The following is a 22,483-nucleotide window of genomic DNA, read 5'->3' as shown; positions in this document are numbered from 1 at the left end:
TCCAGAGTTGAGTTATTTGAGTTTGCCTGAAACACCGGGTCGTGTTGCTACGCGTAGCCGCACGGCGCTCATTGCGCCGGAAACACGCGCAATGCACGCGGCACCGCCGTCACACCGTCGCCGATAGAGAGCTGCAGATCGCGCCACGCTTCTCGATCGAGTTCGGCTTCGAGCAGGTTGCCCTCGCGGCCCGCGAGTTCGACCCGCACCGAGCCGCCCAGCGTCACCACGCGCCGCACGTCGACGACGATACCCTCGCGATGACCGGACGCCTGCGGATACAGTTGCAAATCGTGCGGACGCACATAGGCGAACGCCGGGCCGCTGAAATCGGCCTTGATCGACACCGGCAGCGCCGCGCCGTCCACCACGAAACCGCTCGCGTCGACGTTGCCATGCAGACGGTTCGCCGCGCCGAGAAACTCGTAGACGAACGAGGTTTGCGGATGATCGTACACGTCCTGCGGACTACCCACCTGCTCCACGTGCCCGCGATTCAGTACGACGATACGGTCGGCCACTTCAAGCGCTTCTTCCTGGTCATGCGTGACGAAAATCGTCGAGATATGCAGATCGTCGTGCAGGCGCCGCAGCCAGCTGCGCAGTTCCTTGCGCACCTTCGCATCCAGCGCGCCGAAGGGTTCGTCGAGCAGCAGCACCTTCGGCTCGACCGCCAACGCGCGCGCGAGCGCGATCCGTTGCCGCTGGCCGCCCGACAGTTCCGACGGATAGCGTTGCGCGAGCCAGTCGAGTTGCACGAGTTTGAGCAGCTCATGCACCTTCTCGCGGATCACCGCTTCCGAGGGACGCTCCTTGCGCGGCTTCACCCGCAGGCCGAACGCCACGTTCTCGAACACCGTCATATGACGGAACAGCGCGTAATGCTGGAACACGAAACCCACTTCCCGCTCGCGCGCGCCGACCGTCGCCACGTCCTGGCCTTGCAGCACGACCTGGCCGCCGTCCGCGTATTCGAGCCCGGCGATCACACGCAACAAGGTGGTCTTGCCACAACCCGACGGCCCGAGCAGCGCAACCAGTTCACCCGGCGGAAAGTCGAGTGTGACGTTATCGAGCGCGACGAAATCGCCGAAGCGCTTCTGCAGGTTACGAACGGTGATACCCATTACAGCTCTCCTTGCTTGAGCGGGTGTTGCTGCGATGCATGCGTGGCTTGCGTTGCTTGACTGACAGTGGCCGGAATCGTGACGGGGCCGGCGTACGCGGGCACATCGCGCGCGGCCGACAGTTCCGCCGACATATGGCGCTCGGCGAGCAGCTTCAGGCCGAGCGTCACGAGTGCGAGCAGCGCCAGCACCGACGCCACGGCGAACGCCGCCGAGAAGTTGTACTCGTTGTAGAGAATTTCGACGTGCAGCGGCATGGTGTCGGTCTGGCCGCGAATATGGCCCGACACCACCGACACCGCGCCGAACTCGCCCATCGCCCGCGCGTTGCACAGAATCACGCCGTACAGCAGGCCCCATTTGACGTTGGGCAGCGTGACGCGGCGGAAGATCTGCCAGCCCGACGCGCCGAGCACGTGCGCGGCTTCTTCTTCGTCGTTGCCTTGCGCCTGCATCAGCGGAATCAGCTCACGCGCGACAAAGGGGAACGTCACGAAGATCGTCGCCATCACAATGCCCGGCACCGCGAAAATGATCTGGATGTTGTGATCCTGCAGCCACGGGCCGAACCAGCCCTGCGCACCGAACATCAATACATAGATCAAGCCGGAGATCACCGGCGACACCGAGAACGGCAGATCGATCAGCGTGGTCAGCAGCGCCTTGCCGCGGAATTCGAACTTGGCGATACACCATGAAGCCGCGAGGCCGAACACGAGGTTCAGCGGCACGGCGATCGCGGCGGTGATCACGGTGAGCTTGATCGCCGAGAGCGCGTCAGGATCGGCAAGCGATTCCAGATAGAAACCGAGTCCCTTGTTCAACGCCTGATAGAACACGGCGACGAGCGGCACAACCAGGAACAGTGCGAGAAACAGTAGCGCGACGCCGGTCAGAATCCAGCGCACGACGGGCGGCTCGGTGACCGGATCGGGACGGCGCGCGACGTTCAACGGCGCGCGCGGCGCCACGGCCACGGCGGCGTTATTCACGCCGCTCACGCCATTCACGCCGTCCGCTCCATTCACGGTTCTGCGGCTCATTGCACACCCCCGCCGACGGCCGCAACACTGGCGGCAGGCGCCGGACCCGCGCCACCGCGGCTCGTGCGGCGCTGCAGATACCACTGCAAGGTATTGATCAACAACAGCATCAGGAACGACACCACCAGCATCACGACCGCGATGGCAGTCGCACCCGCATAGTCGTACTGCTCCAGCTTGGTGATGATGAGAAGCGAGGTGATTTCGGACTTCATCGGCACATTGCCGGCGATGAAAATCACCGAACCGTATTCGCCGAGCGCGCGGGCGAATGCCAGCGCGAAGCCCGTCAACAGAGCCGGAAACACCGCCGGCAACACTACGCGGCGAAACGTCAGCCAGCGCGAGGCGCCCAGGCACGCGGCCGCTTCCTCCTGTTCGCGCTCGAACTCTTCGAGCACCGGCTGCACCGTGCGCACCACGAACGGCAGACCGATGAACGTGAGCGCGACCAGCACGCCCGCCGGCGTAAACGCGATCTTCAGCCCGAGCGGTTCGAGGAACTGCCCGATCCAGCCATTGCCCGCGTACACGGCTGCGAGCGAAATACCGGCCACCGAGGTGGGCAGCGCGAACGGCAGATCGACCACGGCATCGACGATGCGCTTGAACGGAAACGTGTAGCGCACCAGCACCCATGCCACCAGAAAGCCGAACACCGCATTGATCAGCGCGCCGCCGAGCGCGGAAAAGAACGTCAGGCGATACGACGCGAGCACGCGCGGCGAGCTCACCGCGCGCACGAACTGGTCCCAGTCGAGCGTCGCGGTCTTCAGAAAGGTCGCCGCAAGCGGAATCAGCACCACGAGGCTCAGATACGCCACCGTGATGCCGAGTGTCAGGCCAAAACCGGGCAACGCGCTCGGTTTTCGGAAGGTCAACGTCGTCATGCTCGTTACTCGTTCAGGTTGATGCTCGTGTTACCGGCCGCCGGGCCCCGGCTGGCCAAAAGCGCGCCCCTGGGGGCGCGCTTGGGAGTGACGCGTGAGCGTATCGCTTTGCCTATGCCGTTGCAGGCATGGACGGTATTACTGCGGCTGGTAGATCGAATCGAATACGCCGCCGTCGGCAAAGTGTGTTTTCTGCGCGTTGGTCCAGCCGCCGAACGAATCGTCCACCGTGTACAGCTTCAGCTTCGGAAACTTGGCAGTCAACTCGGCCGGCACCTTGTTCGAACGCGGACGGTAGAAGTTCTTCGCCGCGATTTCCTGCCCTTCCTCGCTATACAGGAAGTTCAGATACGCTTCGGCGACCTTGCGCGTGCCGTGCCTGTCGACCACCTTGTCCACCACCGCAACCGGCGGCTCCGCCAGAATGCTGACCGACGGCACGACGATCTCAAACTTGTCCGGACCGAATTCCTTCAGCGACAGGAAGGCTTCGTTTTCCCACGCGATCAGCACGTCGCCGATACCGCGTTGCACGAAGCTGGTGGTCGCGCCGCGCGCGCCCGAATCCAGCACGCCGGCATTCTTGTAGAGCTTGCCGACGAATTCCCTGGCCTTCTGGTCATTGCCGCCCGGCTGATGCTCGGCGTACGCCCAGGCAGCGAGGTAGTTCCAGCGCGCGCCGCCCGACGTCTTCGGATTCGGCGTGACGATCGAGACACCCGGCTTGATCAGATCATCCCAATCCTTGATGTGCTTCGGGTTGCCCTTACGCACCAGAAACACGATCGTCGACGTGTAGGGCGATGCGTTATCCGGCAAACGCTTCTGCCAGCCCTTGTCCAGCAGCCCCTTGTTGGCCAGTGCGTCGATGTCGTAAGCGAGCGCGAGCGTCACGACGTCGGCCTGCAGACCATCGAGCACCGAACGCGCCTGCGCCCCGGAGCCGCCGTGCGACTGCTTGAAAGTGATCGTGTCGCCGGTCTTCGCCTTCCATTCCTTGCCGAACGCCTGGTTGATGTCCTGATACAGCTCACGCGTCGGGTCGTAGGACACGTTCAGCAGCGTCGTGTCGGCAGCGTGTGCCTGTGCCATCGCGCCGAGCGCGCCCGCCGCACCCAGTGCCAGCGCCACGATGAGTTTCTTCGTCCTGCCCGCCAGCCCCGTACCTTGGTGATTCATGTCAACTTTCTCCGCGTCGTAATTCGCTGAAACAGCGTGTGGTGTTGCTCTGCGTCGCGGTCACGTGCACATGAGCGCCAACTCGGAGGCCAGTCTATCGAAGCGCTTTCATCATTAAAAATAATGTTTATTCATTCTTTAATACGCAAAAGTGGTAATGGCAGCTGGATAAGGCGTTGCGGCACGAAAACGGGTGTTGGAGCGTCTTTTGACGGCGCTGCAACGCCACCCTTCGGCACGAACTTAAAGTAAAGCTTGAATTGCGCCCGATACTGTATAAAAATACAGTCACCTGTTCATCCATACAGTGGCGCCATGACCAAACTCACCGCACGACAGCAGCAGGTTTTCGATCTGATCCGCAGGGCTATTGAACGCACCGGCTTTCCGCCCACCCGCGCGGAGATCGCCGCCGAACTGGGCTTCAGCTCGGCCAACTCGGCAGAAGAACATCTGCGCGCGCTCGCCCGCAAGGGTGTGATCGAGCTCGCGGCGGGCGCGTCGCGCGGCATCCGCCTGCTGGCCGGCCCGGAAGATTCGCCGCACCAGTTCACGCTGCCGCACGCCAGCATCATGCAACTGTCGCTGCCGCTGATCGGGCGGGTTGCCGCGGGCAGCCCGATCCTCGCGCAGGAACATATCTCGCAGCACTACGCGTGCGACCCGGCGCTGTTCTCGAGCAAGCCCGATTACCTGCTGAAGGTGCGCGGGCTGTCCATGCGCGACGCGGGCATCTTCGACGGCGACCTGCTCGCGGTGCAAAAGAAGAGCGAAGCCAAAGACGGCCAGATCGTCATTGCCCGGCTTGGCGACGACGTCACGGTCAAGCGCCTGAAGCGCCGGCCGAACGGGCTCGAACTGATCGCCGAGAACCCCGATTACGAAAACATCTTCGTTGAAACCGGCAGTGCGGAGTTCGCGCTGGAGGGTATCGCCGTCGGGCTGATTCGCCCCGGCGAGTTCTAAGCACACTGGTTCCAGGCGCCTGGAATTCAAGCGCTCTGGTTCCAAGCCCCGTCTTGCCCGTTCGGCAGAATAGAAAGCCACGCCAACGCCGCATCAATGTTGCATCGTCTGGAGAGTCTCATGGAACGCCTTGCCCGCCTGCTGCCTTTTCGCCAGTTCGGTCGTCTGCGCCATCTTCGCAAGCTGGTGCCCTGCTCATTGATCGAGGCGCCCACGGCCAGCACGCCGTCGTTATTCGACTCGCCTGCTAGCGCGTCGAGCCTGCCCTCGTCGTTGCCGGCGTTTGCCCGCGTGTCGTTGAATTCGGGTTTGAATACGGCCGAGCCGGCGCGGCGCGCACCGGTGCGTGTCTATCACGGCCCATCGCGGCTCATCATGGTCGGCACGGTAGACGCCGTATGCCGCATGATCGACCGCTGCATTGCCGACGAAGCAAACTTACGTGGTGCGGTATTCGAGTCTTGATCGGCCTTCAATCGGGTGGCGATATTGCTTCGCATGGGATCGTTTTTGCGTGGCGGCGGTCCACGTTAGATCACACCTGACGGAGAGCCCCATTCGATGGCCGTTCTGAAACGCACCAAAGGCGGCGCTACCCGGCCGCTGATCGTCACGCTGCTCGTGATTGTGGTGATCGCCGCGCTCGGGTTCGCGTACGCGACGCCGTATATTGCGCTGAACAATCTCAAACGCGCGGCCGATGCGCGCGACGCGCAAACGGTCAATCAGTACGTCGATTTTCCCGCGCTGCGTGAGAGCCTGAAGCAGCAGGTCGCCGGCTTGCTGACACGGCGTCTCGACGCACACAGCAACGGTAATCCATTGGCCGCCATTGGCGCGATGATCGGCGTTGCGCTGATTGGTCCGCTCGTAGATGCCTATGCCACCCCAGACGGCGTGGCGGCCCTGTTGAACGGCATGCCGCCGCGCGGCGATCCGGGCGAGCGGCCGCCCGTGCCGGCTGCCACGAACACTCCATCGGATGCCGCAGCGACTTCACCCGCGCCGGCAGCACCCGCCACTGGCACCGCAGCCAATGGCAATGGCAACGCCGCGCCCCCGCAACCGCCGCAAACCACCGCGGGCTATCGCGGCATCAACGAGTTCGTCGTCACGTACCAGCATGGCGCCGGCGACGCACGTTACTCGGCGATCTTTCAGCGCGAGGGCGTATTCACATGGAAGCTGGCCGCGGTCAATCTGAACGAATGACCGTCTGATGTCGTCAGGCTTGGGCGGCCGGCCAGTCAAACACACTCCCCGAGACCGTGCGTCAAGCCGCTGCTTGCTGTTGCTCCTGCGCAGAAGAACAGGCCACCAGAATGCTGCACGAGACGCGGTCGAGCAGCGGCGTATTACCCGCACCCATCCACCAACGTGACAAGCCCGTACGGCAGCGGTGGCCGACCACCACGAGGTCGACATGCAATTCATTGGCGAGGTTGGCGATCTCGTCGATCGGATGGCCGAACGCGAAATGCCCTTGTGCGCTCACGCCTCGCTCGGTGAGCCAGTCCACGCCTTCCTGGAGGATGTCGCGGGCGGTCTTTTCGAAGCTGCCGCAAGCCACATCGGTCAGCAGGCCCGCGCTTTGCGCAATGCTCGAACGCATGTCGACAACCGACAACAGGTGAGTTTCGGCTTTCAGATCCATCGCCAGGTCGGCGCCGCAACGCAACGCTTTGCGGCCTTCGCGCGAGCCGTCGTAGCACAGCAGGATTTTCTGGTAGCTCGCCATGATTTTTCTCCCTTCGCGCGGGACGCACGATCTGAATGAATCATGGTGCGCCGCAATTCAGGTTGCAAGGGATGGAAAACGCTAACTGCGCGCTACTGGACGCCAGCCGCGCCCTAAACAGGTGCGCGCGCCGCCGGGCGGCGTCCGCAGGTCGATGCCGCAGTGCAGGAAACCCACGCCGGAACGTCGGGAGCGAACCGACGCCGGGCAGCCGATGCCCTAGAATAGGCGGCCTTCCCGGCCATTCGCGTCATTCATGTCTTTCCCGGAGACTCGTTCGATCCATGCCTGAAGCCGCCATCGAATTTCACGAGGTCAAGAAAAGCTACGGCGAAAAAACGGTCGTCGACGGGCTGTCGTTCCATGTCAACCCCGGCGAATGCTTCGGCCTGCTCGGCCCGAACGGCGCGGGCAAGACCACCACGTTGCGCATGCTGCTCGGCATCGCGGCGCCGGACGCGGGCACGATCCGCCTGTGCGGCGAGCCGATCCCCAGCCGCGCGCGCGTGGCCCGGGCGCGCGTCGGCGTGGTGCCGCAGTTCGACAATCTCGACCCCGACTTCACGGTGCGCGAGAACCTGCTGGTGTTCGGCCGCTACTTCGGCATGAGCGCCGCGCAATGCCGGGCGATGGTGCCGCCGCTGCTCGAATTCGCGCGCCTCGAAAGCAAGGCGGACGCGCGCGTGAGCGACCTCTCCGGCGGCATGAAGCGGCGCCTCACGCTGGCGCGCGCGCTCGTCAACGACCCCGACGTGCTGATCATGGACGAACCGACCACCGGCCTCGATCCTCAGGCGCGGCATCTGATCTGGGAGCGGCTGCGCTCGTTGCTCGCGCGCGGCAAGACCATTTTGTTGACCACCCACTTCATGGAAGAAGCCGAACGGCTCTGCCACCGGCTATGCGTGATCGAGGAAGGACGCAAGATCGCCGAAGGCGCGCCGAGCGCGTTGATCGCCTCTGAGATCGGTTGCGACGTGATCGAGATTTTCGGACCCGATCCGGTTGCGCTGCGCGATGAACTGGCGCCGCTCGTCGAGCGCACCGAGATCAGCGGCGAGACGCTGTTCTGCTACGTCAACGACGCGCAACCGGTGCATGCACGCCTCAAGCAGCGCGCGGATCTGCGCTATCTGCATCGGCCGGCGAATCTGGAAGATGTGTTCCTGCGGCTCACCGGTCGCGAGATGCAGGACTAGAGGCGCATGGATATCGGCATCGCACGCAACGCGCTACGGCTATAACGAAGAAGGAAGCCCCTCGAGGGGCACGGCACGAGACACGCAATGAACGCACGCACATACGAAAGCCCGGGCGACACGCCATCGAAACAGGAAACCTTCGCCGCCTTTCCCGCGAACGCAACCAACTGGATCGCCGTATGGCGCCGCAACTATCTGGTGTGGAGAAAGCTTGCGATCGCCTCGATGTTCGGCAATCTCGCCGATCCGATGATCTATCTGTTCGGCCTCGGCTTCGGGCTGGGGCTGATGGTCGGCCATGTGGACGGCGTGTCGTATATCGCCTTTCTCGCCGCGGGCACGGTGGCGTCGAGTGTGATGATGTCGGCGAGCTTCGAGTCGATGTATTCGGGCTTCTCGCGCATGCACGTACAGCGCACCTGGGAAGCGATCATGCACACGCCGCTCACGCTCGGCGACATCGTGCTGGGTGAAGTGATCTGGGCGGCCAGCAAGTCGATACTCTCCGGCGCCGCGATCATGCTGGTGGCCGGCGCGTTGGGCTACGCGAATTTTCCGTCGATGCTGCTGGCGTTGCCGGTCATCGTGCTGACCGGGCTCGCGTTCGCGAGCATCGCTATGGTCGTCACGGCGCTCGCGCCTTCGTACGACTTCTTCATGTTTTATCAGACGCTGGTGTTGACGCCGATGCTGTTACTGTCCGGCGTGTTCTTTCCGGTGTCGCAATTGCCCGTCATGGCGCGAGGCGCCACCCAGGTGCTGCCGCTGGCGCATGCCGTCGACCTGATGCGGCCGGCCATGCTCGGGCGGCCGGTCGAGCACGCGCTGTTGCATGTGGCCCTGCTGACGGCGTATGCACTGGGCGGCTTTATCGTGTCGGCGATTCTGTTCAGACGCAGAATGATGAAGTAGGCCCGGCTTTCGAGTAACGCAGGCGCTGATGCCCGGCTAACGGTTGCTAACAGCGGACAGCGATCAGCGCCTGTCGCGGCCCGCCCCTGCTCAGTCCTCGTCGTCCGTCCACGGAATGTCCACGTCGGAAATAAACGCCACCGTCGCGAACGGTCCGCCGTCCTGACGGCCGATCTTGCCGTCGGCGCGCTGCCATTCGACCCGGAACATCGTGGCCGGATCATCGGCGATCAGCCGGACCGTGCGAACTTCGTCCGGATCGGATTCTTCAACCGGACCGTCGAGCGAGATCTGCAATTCCTGTGGCCATAGGCCATCGGCCGGATCATAGATCCGGTCGCCGTCGGGAATCAGCGTGAAGGCTTCCACGCCGATGGTCGCCGAAGCCTCCACGATCATCTTGCCCAATGCACGCAGCAATGCCGTCGCTCGCGCCGAATTCGCCTGACGGATTGCCAGATCCCCGCGCGTCAGCGCCTGCTCAAGTTTTGGGTTTGTTTTTTGTTGCGCCATTCGATGTCCTGAGTTCCTATCGCTCTGTTGTGGACGGCACGCTGCGTCGTGCGCGCGCCGCGTTCCCTTTTTCGGCCTGAATCCTACCACCGGTGTGCGCTGCAGCAATGCCGGCCGCGCGGTCTGGCGCTTTCAGTCCGCCCCGTCCACCACAGTTTAGGTCGTGATTCGTGTTCCGGCAGGGACATTTGCCTTCCAATCGACGGCGAATGGAGAGGTATCGCACGCACGCCGTAGCGTGGCCTCGCCGCGCGCGGGCTGGCTGGCTGGCTGGCGATCGGATCGCGCCGGGCTGCAATCCGATGTTCTGTGCGGGGGCGAGTTCGCTCGCGCTTCATGCTGTGCGCGGCAAGCCAAAGGTCCGCTAAGCGTGCGCCCGGCAGTGATGGCATTTCAGATGCCGACCATCCGGCAAGTGCCCCGGCCGTGAAGCCGAGGCACTTGGGACAGCGCGGCGATTCGAGCGGCACTCAGTCTTCATTCTTCTTTCAAGCCCGACTCGAACCGACGCGCCGCCGTTCGCGCATCAAGGCGCAGGATTCGGCTGCAATTCATGCAGCGCATCGATTTCCGCGAGCACGTCCGGCGAGAGTTTCACGTCGACGCTGGCAATGTTTTCCTTCAATTGATCGAGCGAGGTCGCACCGATCAGATTGCTGGTCACGAACGGCCGGCTATTGACGAACGCGAGCGCGAACTGCGCGGGCGCCAGACCGTGACGCTTCGCCAGTTCCACGTAACGCGTGGTGGCCTGCACCGCTTGCGGCTTGCTGTAGCGCTGGAAGCGTTCGAACCGCGTGATGCGGGCGCCGGCCGGACGCGCGCCGCCTTCATACTTGCCCGACAACCAGCCGAAGGCCAGCGGCGAATAGGCCAGCAGGCCGATGTTGTCGCGATGCCCGTACTCGGACAGACCCGCTTCGTACGTACGATTGATCAGGCTGTACGGATTCTGGATGCTGACAATGCGCGGCAAGCCGAGTTTTTCGGCCGCGCGCAGAAACTGCGCGACACCCCAAGGCGTTTCATTCGACACGCCGATGTGACGCACCTTGCCCGCCTTCACGAATTCCGCGAGCACGGACAACGTCTTTTCGATCGGCACCGTGTATGCGTCGTCGACCCACGGATACGAGGCGCGGCCGAACGTCATCGTGCTGCGATCCGGCCAGTGCAACTGATACAGATCGACGTAGTCCGTTTGCAGGCGCTTCAGGCTGTCGTTGAGCGCTTCGGTGAGATTCTTGCGGTCGAACTGATTGCCTTCGCCACGAATATGGCGCGGGTTATGCGGTTGACGCGCCGGGCCGGCGATCTTCGTGGCGAGCACGATTTTCTCGCGTGCGCTGCGATGCTGCGCGAGCCACGTGCCGATGAAACGCTCCGTCGAACCTTGCGTCTCGGCAATCGGCGGCACCGGGTACATTTCGGCGGTGTCGATCAGATTGACGCCGTGATCGAGCGCGTAATCGATCTGCGCGTGCGCTTCCTGCTCCGTGTTCTGCTCGCCCCATGTCATGGTGCCGAGACCGATCAGGCTAACCTGCACATCGGAATCGCCAAGGCTGCGGTATTCCATCGAACTTGTCCTGTTGATTGGTTGAACGAAAAGCGCTGACGTTACCACGCCCGCGCGATACCTGCAGGGCACGCTAAAATGCGGTTCCAACGGGCGCCGCCCGTTTTTCCACGCGCAAGGTTTCTCCGCGCCGCCCCTTCCGCAATGAATCCCGAACACCTCGAACTGCTGGTCACGCGCATCATGCCTTACGGGAAATATAAGGGCCGCCTGATTGCGGACCTGCCCGGTCATTATCTAAACTGGTTTGCCAGTCAGGGCTTCCCGCCGGGCGAAATCGGCAGGCTGCTCGCCTTGATGCACGAGATCGATCACAACGGTTTGAAGTCGCTACTCGAGCCCTTGCGCAAGCGCTGATCGCCTCGCGGTGAAAGCGCCGCGAAGTGTCGTGAAGCGCGGTTGAAAGTCCGCAGGCATCGTGCAAGCCATGCAGATCTGTACAAATTCATACAGTCTTTTGCTTGTACCCTGCCGGCTGAATGGACTTTAATCCACGTAGGTTCTCGCACGCTCTGCCACGGTTCCCGCCATTGTCCGTATGTCGTCCTGCCCGTCATCCTGCCTGCCCGTCCATGTCTGAATTCAACTGGTCCGCGCTGCTCGAATTTATCGGCCACGATCTCTCGCCGGTACGGGCGGTCATCGCGTTCTTTCTGATCGGCTACGTGGTCGTCGGACTGCCCGTTCATTTCCGCCAGGGTGCCGCATCGCGCGACATCTGGGGCACCGCCGCCGGCGTGACGATGGCCGCGATCTACGCGGCGTTCATCATCGGCGTGTATCCGGTCCTCCATCATTCGGGCGGTCTGTTGCGATAGATGGCGCGAGCAGCATAAGGACAACGCGCTATCCGCTCACACGCCCCATCGCGACCAGATGCGCGAGCAACCGGTCTACGCCCTCGTCGACCGGCATGCGATCAGTTTCGATCACCACATCGGCGGCGAGCGGTGCTTCGAACGGATCGGAAATACCGGTGAAATGCGCAATCTCGCCGCGTCGCGCACGGGCATAGAGCCCCTTGGCATCGCGCGCTTCGCAGACCTGCAGCGGAGCGTTCACGAAGACTTCGACGAATCCATCGCCGACAATTTCACGCGCCGCGCGCCGGTGCCGATGCTCCGGCGAAATCACCGCGGCAATCACCACGAAGCCCTGCTGCATGAAGAGCGCGGCAACGTGCGCGACCCGCCGCAGGTTTTCGGTGCGGTCCTCGGGCGTGAAGCCGAGGTCGGCGTTCAGTCCACGCCGCAGCACATCGCCGTCGAGCACGATCGCGGCGTGCCCTGCTTCCTTCAACCGCAAATGCAAGGCGTTGGCCAACGTCGACTTGCCGGCGCCGGAGAGCCCCGTCATCCATATCACGGCACCGCGAGCCGCGCTCATGAGCGACGCTCCACGCCGGTTGCCACGACCTCGTCAGGCTGACCGCCATGAACCGGCATGAGTTCCGGGCCCAAGCCGTCGAACAGCGGTCGAAGCAACGCCTGCTGCGGCTGCCAGCGTTGCACTGAAGTTTTATACAGGGGCCGGCGCACTTGAGCGGAACTGGCCGTATTCACCTGGCGCGTGGTCTGATGAAACGACAGGCAGCGCTCGTTCCAGTCGAGCCCGCAATGCGCGAGCAAGCGGCGCACATTGGCTTCGAAATCGTCGACCAGTTCTTCGTATTTGACTTCGATCATTACACCTTCGGGGAGCACACGTTGCCAGTGGTTCATCAGGGCGTTATAGGCGCGATAGTAGCGGCCCAGTTCGCCGAGATCATAGCTGAACGGCACGTCGTGAAAAATGCGCGAGAAGATCGACAGGCAGGTTTGCAAAGGCGCGCGGCGGCTGTGAATGAAGCGCGCATTCGGCAGCGCCAGATGGATCAGACCCAGGTTGATGAAGTTGAACGGATATTTGTCGGTGAAGTGCGTATAGCGCGGAGTCGGGTCGGCTTCTTCGTTCCGCGCGAGGCTCTGAATTTCCGGCAGCGCGTTGCGCATGCGACGCAGATAGTCCGCGCCGAGTTCGCGCAACGGCGCGGCGTCGACGTCCCCAAGTGCTTCAATGTCGATCCGCAATGGATCGGCCGGATCGCGGCGAATGCAGCTCACCAGCGCCTCCCCGAATTCCGTGCGCTCACCCGCGCCGAATACCCGAGGATGGCTGGCGAGAATCTGTTCGATCAAGGTCGAACCCGAGCGCGGCATGCCGACGATAAAGATCGGCGCCGCTGACGGATCGCCCAGACCGCGCTTCGCCTCCAGCACTTCCGAAGCCGTCAGCTCGGGCAGATGCGCGAACAGGCCGAGCGTGTCCGCTTCGTTGTAGCGCACGCTAACGCGGTGCAACGCATTGCCCTTCAGGAAGTGATCGAACGACGCGTCGTTGCGGCCCACATCGGACAGCGCCTGGCCGTACGCGAAGTGAATCTCCGCCTGATTGGCCGGCGTGAGCGACGCGGCATTGCCGACAAGGCGTTCCATCGCGACGAATACCGGATCTTCAGTAGTGAGGCGCTTGGTCTGCACGAAGTTGCGGTAGTACAGCGGCACCTGCGGCGCGGCTTCGATTGCGCGGCGATACGCTGCGTGAGCTTGGTCGAAACGGCCGAGCGCCTGCAGGCAGTTGCCCATGTTGTTGTGCGAGCCGTCGGCTTGCGGATTCAGGCGAGCGGCCTCGCGATAGGCGTCCACCGCCTGTTCGAGCCGATGCATCTGCTCGAGCGTCCAGCCGAGGCCGTGATGCGAATCCGTGTCGCGCGGATCGAGCGCGATCGCTTCCCGATAGCGTTCGAGGGCTTCGGGAAAACGGTTCAGGGCGGCGAGCGTCGCCGCGAGGCGCTGATGCACGAGCGCATCTGCAGGGGCAAGCGCACGCGCGTTTTCGAAACGTTGGAGCGCGGCGGCGAGTTCGCCGCGCGCCGCATAAGCGTCGCCTTCGGCACGCCATTCTGAAGCGGTGGCCGGCTGTGGATCGTACTTCATTGACGGCTGGATTTTTGCGGGCTTCGCATCGAGCGGTCCTGACAGTGAGCGGGTGTGGTCTTTTCGTCCGGCGGGTAAATAGGCACGGCCTGGATTCGAGGTAATTGTCTGAAGGGAACTTAACAGGCGCGCCCTACAGTTGCGTTGCGGAAATTTAACTAACTGTTACAGCAGGAGGATCACGTAAGGTGTGGAAGCGTGCCGCTGCGCCTTATTCCGTGGTCTCCGATCGCCATGTATATCTCACGGAGCCGCCAGGTCGCGGGCGACCCGTAATGTGCGGACACAAATGCAGCTGAACTCCTGGGCGTGCGTCTTTTCTCAATCTCATGCGAAGGAGAAAATCGTGAGCAGGCTCATTGCATCAATGGCGCTGTTGGCGGTGATGGCCAGTCTGAACGGATGCGTGGTTGCACCGGCATACGACTATGGCTACGCGCAACCTTATTACCCCGGCTACGGTTACGCTTACGGACCACCGTATGCGCCGGTTTACGGCAGCGTAGGTATCTACGGCGGCTGGGGCGGCTCCTGCTGTTACTACCGTGGCGGGTACTGGCATGGCGGTCATGGATGGCACGGCGGAAACGGCGGGCATGGCGGCGGCTGGCACGGCGGCGGTTACGGCGGCTACCACGGCGGAGGCGGCAGTTCCTGGGGCAGCAGTGGCGGCCACGGCGGAGGACATGGACATTGACGTTGACGTGGCCCGCGCGTGACTCGCGGGCCGGTCGATTGCATGGCTTCTGGCTCGAAACGCTCGCGGGTCTCCCGGCAAGGCGGCGATTTCATGCCTTGCGGTAAAATCGGTGTTTTGAATCAAGCCGTCTGGCCGCCCCATGTCGTCACCTCGAATTCCCAGTCCGCGCCGCGTATCGGTTGCACCCATGATGGACTGGACTGATCGTCATTGTCGTTCCCTGCATCGCGTGATCTCCCGGCATACGTGGCTTTACACGGAAATGGTAACCACCGGCGCGCTGCTGCATGGCGACGTGCCGCGTCATCTCGCGTTCACGCCCGCAGAAGCGCCGGTCGCCCTGCAACTCGGCGGCAGCGAACCCGACGACCTCGCGCGCTCGGCGAAGCTCGGCGAGCAATGGGGTTACGACGAGATCAATCTGAACTGCGGCTGCCCATCCGAGCGCGTGCAACGCGGCGCATTTGGAGCGTGCCTGATGAACGAGCCGCAACTCGTCGCCGATTGCGTGAAGGCCATGCGCGATGCGGTATCCGTGCCGGTGACGGTGAAGCACCGCATCGGCGTCGATGCGGTCGAAGAATATGGTTTCGTGCGCGATTTCGTCGGCACGATTGCGGATGCGGGCTGCAATGTGTTCATCGTGCACGCGCGCAACGCGATTCTGAAGGGTTTGAGCCCGAAGGAAAATCGCGAGATTCCGCCGCTCAAATACGACTACGCGTATCAGTTGAAGCGCGACTTCCCGCATCTGGAGATCATCATCAACGGCGGCATCAAGACGCTTGATGAAGTGGAGACTCATCTTCAACACGTCGACGGTGTCATGCTCGGACGCGAGGCGTATCACAACCCATATCGGCTGGCCGATGTCGATGCCCGCTTCTATGGTTCGACAGACTCGCCGCTGACTCGCGAGCAGGTCGAAGCAAAACTGATCGACTATTGCGCCGCTGAAATGGCGCGCGGCACCTATCTCGGCGCCATTACGCGCCACGCCCTCGGCCTCTATCGCGGCGAAGCGGGTGCACGTGGATGGCGCCGTGTCCTGTCGGACAGCAAACGCCTCGCCGCACGCGATCTGAGCATCTTCGACGAAGCAAGGCAGCATCTGCGCGAGCCTGTCGAAATTTTTGAATAAAGGACTAGGCAAACGAGATTCTTGTTCGTATAATCTCGTTTCTTCATCGGCGAGCCAAGTTTTTACGGCAAGTCAAGCAGATGTCAGTGGTGGCTGTAGCTCAGTTGGTAGAGTCCAGGATTGTGATTCCTGTTGTCGTGGGTTCGAGCCCCATCAGCCACCCCAAAGAACACCTTTAGCATCAACCGTTTAGCCGACTCCGGAAATTTCACATAGTAAAATTCGGAACAAAAATCGGATTTTCGGAATTAAGCCCGCACTTCGCTGCGGGCTTTTTTGCGTTTGACCCACGGCGCAGTACCGCTGTGACGCCGCCACCAGAGGCAAAAACATGCCAGTAAATCAATATGGTTGGGCCGGACAGTGCCCGCCCATGCCGTGAGGTCGTCCGGGAGATCACCAGTTTCCTCGCGCGGCACACGCAATTTGATCTACTTCATCGTATTTACTCCCAGAAAAATTGGGAAGTGCATCTGCTAAAGTATCATATGAAGAAGGGGCGTGCTCGCGTTAGCGGCAATGGTGAAAGGCACCGGGGTTGGCAATGCCTATTCATCCTATTGGGGACTTGAACCCGCGCGATTTCTTATAACAAGTGCTCTTAAAATGGACGCCGGTAAAAAAGCTGGCAAAGCACTATGAAAACAAAAAAACTTGAAGGTGCCGTGCTCGACTACTGGGTGTCGCGCGCTCTGAAAACACCCATTGACCAAAGCAAACGGTTTGATCCGGTAAGCACTGACGCGCCGCGGCACCACGACCCGCGGGATTTCCCAGACGGCAGCGGTTCGGGCGCCGTACCTCCTTACTCAACTGACTGGGGCATAGCTGGCGGGGTCATCGACCGCATGTGCGCGGGCCGCAATGGGATCTGTCTTACCGGATCGGTCGACGATGGTTTCCAAGCTAACCATGCCGCAGGCGCAGCGCCACTCGTCGCGCTTATGCGCTCGTTCGTTTTCAGCGTGTTCGGATCCGAAGTTCCAGATCGACCAGTCCAGCCGCCACTTATACCAAAAAGTATTGATGCAGACTGCGCGAATTATCAGAGCCAAGCAACGAAATAAAAACATGCTCGCCGCTCAAGCGCATCCTCTTCGTTGCGGTGATGGCAGGCGGGATCTGGGTTATGTATCTGGTTTTCACGACCGTTGGTTGAATCGGAGCCTGGATGACGTTGTTGATCACCTATTCACTGCTGGCGGCAATCGCCATGGCAGCAAACATCGGCGCGCAACATTTGACGCTGCTGGCTTATGCCGGAAAATTTGCAATGCCCCTATCGGTTGCGGTCGGAACTGGCGTCGGACTCGTCATCAAATACATGCTCGACAAGAAATTCATCTTCCGTTTTCAAGCCACTAGCGCTGTACATGACGGCACGACGTTTATCCTTTATACGGCAATGGGCCTTGCCACCACAGTCATCTTCTGGGGTACTGAGGCCGTCTTTCAGGCGGTCTTTCACACGGATTTCATGCGATACCTTGGCGCTGTGCTTGGCCTGACGGTCGGGTACATCGTTAAATACAATCTCGACAAAAACTACGTATTCAGGAATGCGTTCAACGCTTCTTGACCACCCTCTACTGCTCCAATGATGAAAAAATCGGACGCCGATTACGCAGACGCGGTCCTAGATGTTGCCGTTTTTCTGCTCGTTTTTATAGTGGGCACTGCGGCGCTATTTGCCTTGTTGCAAGGTATCCATGCGCCGGCCGACTTTGCCGCATCAGCTCCGATTTTAGGCGCCACCGTCAGTGCAGCCATAACATTTGTTCGCAGCAGGGCGCACGCAGTGTGGGTCACGGTCGCGGCCTTGCTCGCGATCGTTGCCTCCATGTCCGCAGCAACTATTTTTTTCGATTTCTCCTCGGACGGCCTTGGCTATCACGCAAACGCAATCCATGAATTGGCCGAGCATTTCGATTTTCTCAAGTCGTCACTAGCCGGGCATTATGCGATATACATAAATAGCTATCCGAAGATTTCTTGGTTCTACGCTGCATCGTTACTGAGGCTGACTGGCAATTTCGAAATTGGAAAAAGTATCAACTTCATCCTGATGCTGGCATCTGGCCTAGTTACTTTCTCGGCATTGAGAGGCTCCAGCGTAGTGCCACGCTCGCTCGCGGCGATCTGCGTGGCTCTAAATCCGATCGCGATCCTTCAGCTTTTCACGCACTACGTGGACGGCTGCATGGCCGCTTTCCTCTCGATTCAGATTCTGTGCATCTACGGCCTGTTCTGGAACAACGGCTCGCGGCACCTGGCTATACCGTTGTTGCTAGCCTTGATCGGCGCGGCAACGTTAAAGGACACCGGCCTTGTATTTTCGAGTGTGCTGCTCGCAGGCGCGTTCTGCATTTCTCGGATACGGAAAGTTCCGCTCGGCATCGGGGCAAGCGGCGCGGCCATGCTTGCACTGACATTCGTCGTACTGGCTGTGAACCCGTACGTTAAAAACCTCGTCGAGGGGCATCACATCTTCTACCCCGTGATGGGCGTCGGGCGCGTGGAGAACCTGATTTCCGGACAGACCACGCCGCAGTTCCACTCCCTTGATCGCTTTACACAACTCGGATTGAGTGTCATGGGAAAGACCAGAAACGAAAATCCGCTCGACCTGGCGACACCACGTCTCCCGCAGCTCAAAGCGCCGTTCACAGTTGACGCCGTCGAGTTCACCACAGCCGGTGGTGTCGATGTGAGATGGGGAGGTTGGGGACCGCTCTTTGGCGGTGCGCTACTATTGGCGATTGCATCCGCGGTCTGGTCGTGGAGATCAGTGAGGCGCACCGCGCCGCTCCTCGCTATTGTCGCGGTGCTATGCGTAATTAGTCCCGAGTCATGGTGGGCACGCCTGAATCCGCAGCTCTACGTGCTAGTGTGCCTGCTAGCAATCCTCGCATTGCAGGAAAAACGGATTGCCGGTTACATGCTTGTGGCCGTGTTGATGGTGAATTCGGGGATTGGCGCATATGAGTCCGCGATCATGATGCGGAACGCGGCTGGCTATCTGAAGCGAGCGACCAACGAACTATCGGATGATCATCGCAAGGTGCTCTATTGGAGTGAACGGTACGAGAATTTGCAGCCTATGTTCGATCGCCTCAATTTAAATTTCGAACGCGTTGGACCGAACGGTGCAGGCCAACTCGCCGCGTGGCCGTGCAAGGAACTGCTTGGTGAGTTGGTATGCGCTAGACCGTGACAATTTGTCGAGCGCGCGGCCATCAGAAAGTACGCTAAGACACCCTACTGCGTCGGCTCGCCTCTGCAGATTTTTCAATGGCAACGCGGCGTCAACGGACGAATGGCGCACAGTATGCAACGCCTTCACTTTGCTGATTTCGTTATCGTCGTTTCCAACGACCTTGAAAAGGCGTTCCAAACCGCTCGGTCGCGGTCTGCGGGCGGCGCCATTGCCCATGCCGGCGGCGCGCCCGCGCAAGAAGTCGCTTGACTTCGTGGACACTGAGCCCGACAGGATCAGGTGATCCAGCACAAGGTCGAGCGCGGAGCACTTCCGACCCGGACGCCAACCCGGCGACCATCGCGCGCGGCTGTGATAGCAGCCGGGTTGCGAAGCGAAAGCGCTGTGAAACAGGGGAACGAACTTGGCCCCAAGAAGCAGTTGTCAGCTTACAACTTGCGTTCCATTCATCGGCATCACACCCCTCACACCCTTGTGGTAGCTGTACGGATACACTGGATTGTGATTCCTGTTGTCGTGGGTTCGAGCCCCATCAGCCACCCCAAAGAATTCAAGCGGTAAAGTTTTATGAACGGCGTTGTGAGAAATCACTGCGCCGTTTTTGTTTTGGCTTGGCTGTACGGTTTTCAACCGCTTCAGCGCGCCGCGCCGGAAACGTTAGCTCCGCCCTCATCCGTTTCAGCCGAAAGCCGTCCCGTGTTGCGCAGGGCCGATAGCACATCCTCGATTCGAGCGTCGTCAAGCAGGCGCCGGCCGGCGCGCAGGCGTCGTGCGTTCGTCAAATCAATGGCACGCTGCAAATCGGAAGTTTCAGCGGCGATATACACGGCCATCCCGTAGCCGTATCGATCGGCGAGTGTGTAGTCGAAGAAGTATTTCATGCTTCCGTTTTCGGCAGCCGCACCGAAAACTTTACAGCGAGGCCGTCAAGGCTTCTGATCACGCCTTCCCCGTGGCGTCATTCCCGATACCGCTAATCGCCCTGGCGCCCTGCCATCGCCAGACACGGCACCTTCGCCGGAATGAGCCCATCGCCGGTCAGTGCTGACTCGCATTCAGCAGCATCCATATCTGCTTGTGAGGCTCACCCGCCAGAATGCGAGCGAACACCGCCTTGCAGCGTACGCAGGTGTAGTGCTCCTCCACCCGCACATCCTTGACCGCCCCTCGATTATTCAGCGTCAGCCTGCCGTGCGGGCCTCGGCTGGCCGGCTGGCCGTAAAGCTCGGCGCAAGCGGCGCACGGTTGAATCCATAGGTCCATCAGAGTGCTCTCCCAAGCCACGGATTCAGATCGATATTCGCTGGAATCACGCTCCGTCCGCCACTTTTAACCCCGCCGTGATCCGGGCCTTTAATCCCGTGAAACCCGTGCCAGACGGGGTCGGACCGTCGCTCACGCTTGTCCCGCCTACGTCAAGCCGATTATTTCAGAATCAAGAACAGTAATTTCAGATTATCGGCACAAATTCTCGATAGTAGGGGTATACACTGCTTTCCATCGACGTTGCAGACACACCTCACCGGCCCCTGCGACGCCTTCCTTGAAATGAAGTCGAAACGTTCCCGGAGTCACACCATGAAGACCAAGCTCATCGCCGCCCTGCTGGTTGCTGTTTCTGCCTCGATCGCCGCTCCCGCTTTCGCTAGCGGCTACGGCCCGGCACCGTTCTACCGTCCGTCGGTCGGCGCACCGGCTTCGCAACAAGGCCAGAACGCACAAACCGTCGCAGCTGAACGCGCTAATGCTGAATCGAATGCCTACGGCGGCGTGAAGAACGTGTCGTCGCAATCGGGTGCCAAAGAGCCGGTTTCGGGCCCGCAATCGGTTTTCTTCGGCCACTAAGCAGTAGCCGTTGAACCGGCTGCCTCACGAGAGCAACCGGTAAACTGGGCGCCGCGCATGCAGTATCGATGCTGGCGCCCAGTTGCGTTTACCCGTTCCACAACCGTTCCTCTGCGGCTCCACAACCGGCCACTGCTGCCAGCGTGCTGCTCATTGTCACCGCTTCGCGACGCCGCGGCGGCTTATTTCTCCTCGGGCGACTAAACGGCAAGGCCCGCGTCGATCACTGAGCGCGCCGCCTGGAAGCCTGCTTCGGCGGCGGCATGCTCCGTGGACCACAAGCTGTCTATATGCACGAGCCGCCAGTCGACCACCACCGCGTCGTCCCGCAACACCCGAAAATGTGCCTTGACGCCCGTCAGCACCTGTTCGACGGCGACGTCGATGTCGTAGTCCTGATAGCGCTCCTGATAGTCCCCCATGTCGAGGCCTTTCGGCTCCATGTTCGCCTCCGTGATATCGCCGCGAATATGACGGCCAGACTCGCCCGGCGAGCGTGCTCGACGGCTCGCGAAGCGAAGCGACGCGGCCCTGCTCCGACGATCAATCGCAATCGCCCGACAGGTATTGCCGGCCGTTGCAGGTAATCTCGACGTTGCCGCCGCTCGCATCGGCAACCAGTCCGCCCGCCAGCAATTCGGCAGCAACGGACTGCGCCAGTTCGGGCGCCGGCTGTCCGACGCCGACATCGTTCAGACGCCGCAAGGCTTCAACCGCTTCGGGACTCAATGACTTCGACATGGCCGTCTCCGTCTACATGATCAATTCATCCTAGCAAGTTTCGGGGGCGTATGCAGGCCATGTACGTGCGGGCGCGTCGAGGCACGCGGGTTGCGTGGCGGGAGTCATCCCATCAGCGTGACGGCGGCGAAACCGGCAGGCGGCGTCGCCAAGGAGAACGGCAATGGAGCGCAACAGATGGACAGTGCTGACAGCGAGCGCCGCGCTGGCGATAGCCGGCACGAGCGGCACCGCGACATTCGCGCAAACGGCGAAACCAGGACAAGCGCAGCAGGCAGAACAACCCACGCAAAAAACGGCGCAAACCACAGCGCCGGGCGACAATTCATCGATGGTCAAACCGCCCGAGTCCGCGTCGGGCTCAAGCGGATCGAGCAATCCTGACAACATGCCGATCAAGCGCCCGCGCAAGCCCACCAACGACAGGATGATGCACGAGCCGCCCGCGAGCGGCGCGAACGCGAAATAGCGCGGGCCTCACAGGCGCGCGATCGAAACCTCCGTCGACTTCACCAGCGCGACCACTTCCGAGCCGACCTTCAGCTCGAGTTCGTCGACGGAGCGCGTGGTGATCACCGAGGTGACGATACCGAACGGCGTATCCACGTCGACTTCGGACACCACAGGTCCGCGGATGATTTCCTTGACCTTGCCTTTGAACTGATTGCGTACGTTGATTGCGGAAATGCTCATATCGGGTGACTCCAGAGAAGCG

Annotated in this window: 29 protein-coding genes and 1 tRNA gene; 16 read left to right on the top strand and 14 right to left on the bottom strand. The window is 61.3% G+C overall.

The window, feature by feature from the left end; all coding sequences use genetic code 11:
* Positions 1 to 68: 68 nt before the first annotated feature.
* The 4 genes from PDMSB3_RS08605 to PDMSB3_RS08590 all read right to left on the bottom strand — a co-directional run bounded on the left by PDMSB3_RS08605 (position 69) and on the right by PDMSB3_RS08590 (position 4,239).
* Positions 69 to 1,127, bottom strand: coding sequence for a sulfate/molybdate ABC transporter ATP-binding protein (locus tag PDMSB3_RS08605; protein WP_007182123.1), 1,059 nt, complete (start codon positions 1,125 to 1,127; stop codon positions 69 to 71).
* On the bottom strand, positions 1,127 to 2,170 hold the full coding sequence (cysW, locus tag PDMSB3_RS08600; RefSeq protein ID WP_007182124.1) for a sulfate ABC transporter permease subunit CysW: 1,044 nt from the start codon (positions 2,168 to 2,170) through the stop codon (positions 1,127 to 1,129). Before cysW ends, PDMSB3_RS08605 begins: the two co-directional genes overlap by 1 nt.
* Positions 2,167 to 3,060 carry a sulfate ABC transporter permease subunit CysT gene (cysT, locus tag PDMSB3_RS08595; protein ID WP_007182125.1) on the bottom strand — a complete coding sequence of 298 codons (894 nt, stop codon included), beginning with the start codon at positions 3,058 to 3,060 and terminating at the stop codon, positions 2,167 to 2,169. Before cysT ends, cysW begins: the two co-directional genes overlap by 4 nt.
* Before the next feature lie 138 nt (positions 3,061 to 3,198).
* Positions 3,199 to 4,239 carry a sulfate ABC transporter substrate-binding protein gene (locus PDMSB3_RS08590; protein WP_007182126.1) on the bottom strand — a complete coding sequence of 347 codons (1,041 nt, stop codon included), beginning with the start codon at positions 4,237 to 4,239 and terminating at the stop codon, positions 3,199 to 3,201.
* Between the two features lie 315 nt (positions 4,240 to 4,554).
* Between PDMSB3_RS08590 and lexA the strand changes: the two genes are divergently transcribed.
* From lexA to PDMSB3_RS08575, 3 genes are all read left to right on the top strand, one after another.
* Positions 4,555 to 5,205, top strand: a complete 651-nt coding sequence (gene lexA, locus PDMSB3_RS08585) for a transcriptional repressor LexA (protein WP_007182127.1) — start codon at positions 4,555 to 4,557, stop codon at positions 5,203 to 5,205.
* Positions 5,206 to 5,325: 120 nt separating this feature from the next.
* On the top strand, positions 5,326 to 5,670 hold the full coding sequence (locus tag PDMSB3_RS08580; protein WP_007182128.1) for a hypothetical protein: 345 nt from the start codon (positions 5,326 to 5,328) through the stop codon (positions 5,668 to 5,670).
* Positions 5,671 to 5,766: 96 nt separating this feature from the next.
* Positions 5,767 to 6,417: a DUF2939 domain-containing protein gene (locus tag PDMSB3_RS08575; RefSeq protein ID WP_165185785.1), complete on the top strand. Its 651-nt coding sequence runs from the start codon at positions 5,767 to 5,769 to the stop codon at positions 6,415 to 6,417.
* 61 nt (positions 6,418 to 6,478) lie between these two features.
* Here PDMSB3_RS08575 and PDMSB3_RS08570 read toward each other — a convergent pair whose 3' ends face one another.
* Positions 6,479 to 6,943: a universal stress protein gene (locus tag PDMSB3_RS08570; protein WP_007182130.1), complete on the bottom strand. Its 465-nt coding sequence runs from the start codon at positions 6,941 to 6,943 to the stop codon at positions 6,479 to 6,481.
* A gap of 284 nt (positions 6,944 to 7,227) precedes the next feature.
* On the opposite strand from PDMSB3_RS08570, the gene nodI reads away from it, so the two are divergent.
* The gene (gene nodI, locus PDMSB3_RS08565) at positions 7,228 to 8,142 is read left to right on the top strand and encodes a nodulation factor ABC transporter ATP-binding protein NodI (RefSeq protein WP_165185783.1); all 915 of its coding nucleotides are present in this window, start codon (positions 7,228 to 7,230) and stop codon (positions 8,140 to 8,142) included.
* Between the two features lie 87 nt (positions 8,143 to 8,229).
* Positions 8,230 to 9,057, top strand: a complete 828-nt coding sequence (locus tag PDMSB3_RS08560) for an ABC transporter permease (protein WP_165185780.1) — start codon at positions 8,230 to 8,232, stop codon at positions 9,055 to 9,057.
* A 90-nt stretch (positions 9,058 to 9,147) separates the two neighbouring features.
* On the opposite strand, the gene PDMSB3_RS08555 is transcribed toward PDMSB3_RS08560, so the two are convergent.
* Complete coding sequence (locus PDMSB3_RS08555; RefSeq protein ID WP_007182133.1) at positions 9,148 to 9,570, bottom strand: hypothetical protein; 423 nt, start codon at positions 9,568 to 9,570, stop codon at positions 9,148 to 9,150.
* 526 nt (positions 9,571 to 10,096) lie between these two features.
* A complete protein-coding gene (locus tag PDMSB3_RS08550; protein ID WP_165185777.1) occupies positions 10,097 to 11,149 on the bottom strand; it encodes an NADP(H)-dependent aldo-keto reductase in 1,053 nt (350 codons plus the stop codon).
* Between the two features lie 144 nt (positions 11,150 to 11,293).
* Here PDMSB3_RS08550 and PDMSB3_RS08545 point away from each other — a divergent pair, with 144 nt between their 5' ends.
* Entirely contained in the window at positions 11,294 to 11,506 is a 213-nt protein-coding gene (locus PDMSB3_RS08545; protein ID WP_035518164.1) for a DUF3820 family protein, read from the top strand.
* Positions 11,507 to 11,721: 215 nt separating this feature from the next.
* Complete coding sequence (locus PDMSB3_RS08540; RefSeq protein ID WP_007182136.1) at positions 11,722 to 11,967, top strand: hypothetical protein; 246 nt, start codon at positions 11,722 to 11,724, stop codon at positions 11,965 to 11,967.
* Between the two features lie 28 nt (positions 11,968 to 11,995).
* Here the strand turns inward: PDMSB3_RS08540 and cysC are convergent, their stop codons facing one another.
* Positions 11,996 to 12,535, bottom strand: coding sequence for an adenylyl-sulfate kinase (gene cysC, locus PDMSB3_RS08535; RefSeq protein ID WP_007182137.1), 540 nt, complete (start codon positions 12,533 to 12,535; stop codon positions 11,996 to 11,998).
* Positions 12,532 to 14,124, bottom strand: a complete 1,593-nt coding sequence (locus PDMSB3_RS08530; protein ID WP_165185774.1) for a tetratricopeptide repeat-containing sulfotransferase family protein — start codon at positions 14,122 to 14,124, stop codon at positions 12,532 to 12,534. The genes cysC and PDMSB3_RS08530 overlap by 4 nt, the downstream gene beginning before the upstream one ends.
* A 346-nt stretch (positions 14,125 to 14,470) precedes the next feature.
* On the opposite strand from PDMSB3_RS08530, the gene PDMSB3_RS08525 reads away from it, so the two are divergent.
* The 7 genes from PDMSB3_RS08525 (at position 14,471) to PDMSB3_RS08495 (ending at position 19,431) form a co-directional block, all read left to right on the top strand.
* A complete protein-coding gene (locus PDMSB3_RS08525; protein WP_007182139.1) occupies positions 14,471 to 14,821 on the top strand; it encodes a hypothetical protein in 351 nt (116 codons plus the stop codon).
* Between the two features lie 142 nt (positions 14,822 to 14,963).
* Entirely contained in the window at positions 14,964 to 15,965 is a 1,002-nt protein-coding gene (gene dusA / locus PDMSB3_RS08520; RefSeq protein ID WP_007182140.1) for a tRNA dihydrouridine(20/20a) synthase DusA, read from the top strand.
* A gap of 89 nt (positions 15,966 to 16,054) precedes the next feature.
* Positions 16,055 to 16,130 (top strand) — tRNA-His (locus tag PDMSB3_RS08515).
* A gap of 473 nt (positions 16,131 to 16,603) precedes the next feature.
* Positions 16,604 to 17,032 carry a phage protein NinX family protein gene (locus PDMSB3_RS08510; protein ID WP_165185771.1) on the top strand — a complete coding sequence of 143 codons (429 nt, stop codon included), beginning with the start codon at positions 16,604 to 16,606 and terminating at the stop codon, positions 17,030 to 17,032.
* Between the two features lie 104 nt (positions 17,033 to 17,136).
* Positions 17,137 to 17,544, top strand: a complete 408-nt coding sequence (locus tag PDMSB3_RS08505; RefSeq protein ID WP_165185768.1) for a GtrA family protein — start codon at positions 17,137 to 17,139, stop codon at positions 17,542 to 17,544.
* Between the two features lie 18 nt (positions 17,545 to 17,562).
* Positions 17,563 to 19,179: a hypothetical protein gene (locus tag PDMSB3_RS08500; protein ID WP_165185765.1), complete on the top strand. Its 1,617-nt coding sequence runs from the start codon at positions 17,563 to 17,565 to the stop codon at positions 19,177 to 19,179.
* 114 nt (positions 19,180 to 19,293) lie between these two features.
* Positions 19,294 to 19,431 carry a hypothetical protein gene (locus PDMSB3_RS08495; protein WP_165185762.1) on the top strand — a complete coding sequence of 46 codons (138 nt, stop codon included), beginning with the start codon at positions 19,294 to 19,296 and terminating at the stop codon, positions 19,429 to 19,431.
* A gap of 386 nt (positions 19,432 to 19,817) precedes the next feature.
* Here PDMSB3_RS08495 and PDMSB3_RS08490 read toward each other — a convergent pair whose 3' ends face one another.
* Together PDMSB3_RS08490 and PDMSB3_RS08485 are read right to left on the bottom strand one after the other, a co-directional pair.
* On the bottom strand, positions 19,818 to 20,063 hold the full coding sequence (locus PDMSB3_RS08490; RefSeq protein ID WP_007182141.1) for a hypothetical protein: 246 nt from the start codon (positions 20,061 to 20,063) through the stop codon (positions 19,818 to 19,820).
* Positions 20,064 to 20,220: 157 nt separating this feature from the next.
* A complete protein-coding gene (locus PDMSB3_RS08485) occupies positions 20,221 to 20,445 on the bottom strand; it encodes a hypothetical protein (RefSeq protein WP_007182142.1) in 225 nt (74 codons plus the stop codon).
* A 315-nt stretch (positions 20,446 to 20,760) separates the two neighbouring features.
* Here PDMSB3_RS08485 and PDMSB3_RS08480 point away from each other — a divergent pair, with 315 nt between their 5' ends.
* The gene (locus PDMSB3_RS08480) at positions 20,761 to 21,027 is read left to right on the top strand and encodes a hypothetical protein (protein WP_007182143.1); all 267 of its coding nucleotides are present in this window, start codon (positions 20,761 to 20,763) and stop codon (positions 21,025 to 21,027) included.
* Between the two features lie 200 nt (positions 21,028 to 21,227).
* Here PDMSB3_RS08480 and PDMSB3_RS08475 read toward each other — a convergent pair whose 3' ends face one another.
* Together PDMSB3_RS08475 and PDMSB3_RS08470 are read right to left on the bottom strand one after the other, a co-directional pair.
* Positions 21,228 to 21,470, bottom strand: coding sequence for a DUF6566 family protein (locus PDMSB3_RS08475; protein WP_007182144.1), 243 nt, complete (start codon positions 21,468 to 21,470; stop codon positions 21,228 to 21,230).
* A 100-nt stretch (positions 21,471 to 21,570) separates the two neighbouring features.
* Entirely contained in the window at positions 21,571 to 21,768 is a 198-nt protein-coding gene (locus PDMSB3_RS08470; RefSeq protein ID WP_007182145.1) for a hypothetical protein, read from the bottom strand.
* A 163-nt stretch (positions 21,769 to 21,931) separates the two neighbouring features.
* Between PDMSB3_RS08470 and PDMSB3_RS08465 the strand changes: the two genes are divergently transcribed.
* Positions 21,932 to 22,237, top strand: a complete 306-nt coding sequence (locus PDMSB3_RS08465; protein WP_007182146.1) for a hypothetical protein — start codon at positions 21,932 to 21,934, stop codon at positions 22,235 to 22,237.
* A gap of 8 nt (positions 22,238 to 22,245) precedes the next feature.
* Here PDMSB3_RS08465 and PDMSB3_RS08460 read toward each other — a convergent pair whose 3' ends face one another.
* Positions 22,246 to 22,461, bottom strand: coding sequence for a TOBE domain-containing protein (locus tag PDMSB3_RS08460; protein ID WP_007182147.1), 216 nt, complete (start codon positions 22,459 to 22,461; stop codon positions 22,246 to 22,248).
* Positions 22,462 to 22,483 lie beyond the last annotated feature (22 nt).

The organism is Paraburkholderia dioscoreae, assembly GCF_902459535.1.
Classification (GTDB): domain Bacteria; phylum Pseudomonadota; class Gammaproteobacteria; order Burkholderiales; family Burkholderiaceae; genus Paraburkholderia; species Paraburkholderia dioscoreae.
This window is presented reverse-complemented; position numbering and strand designations above follow the sequence as displayed.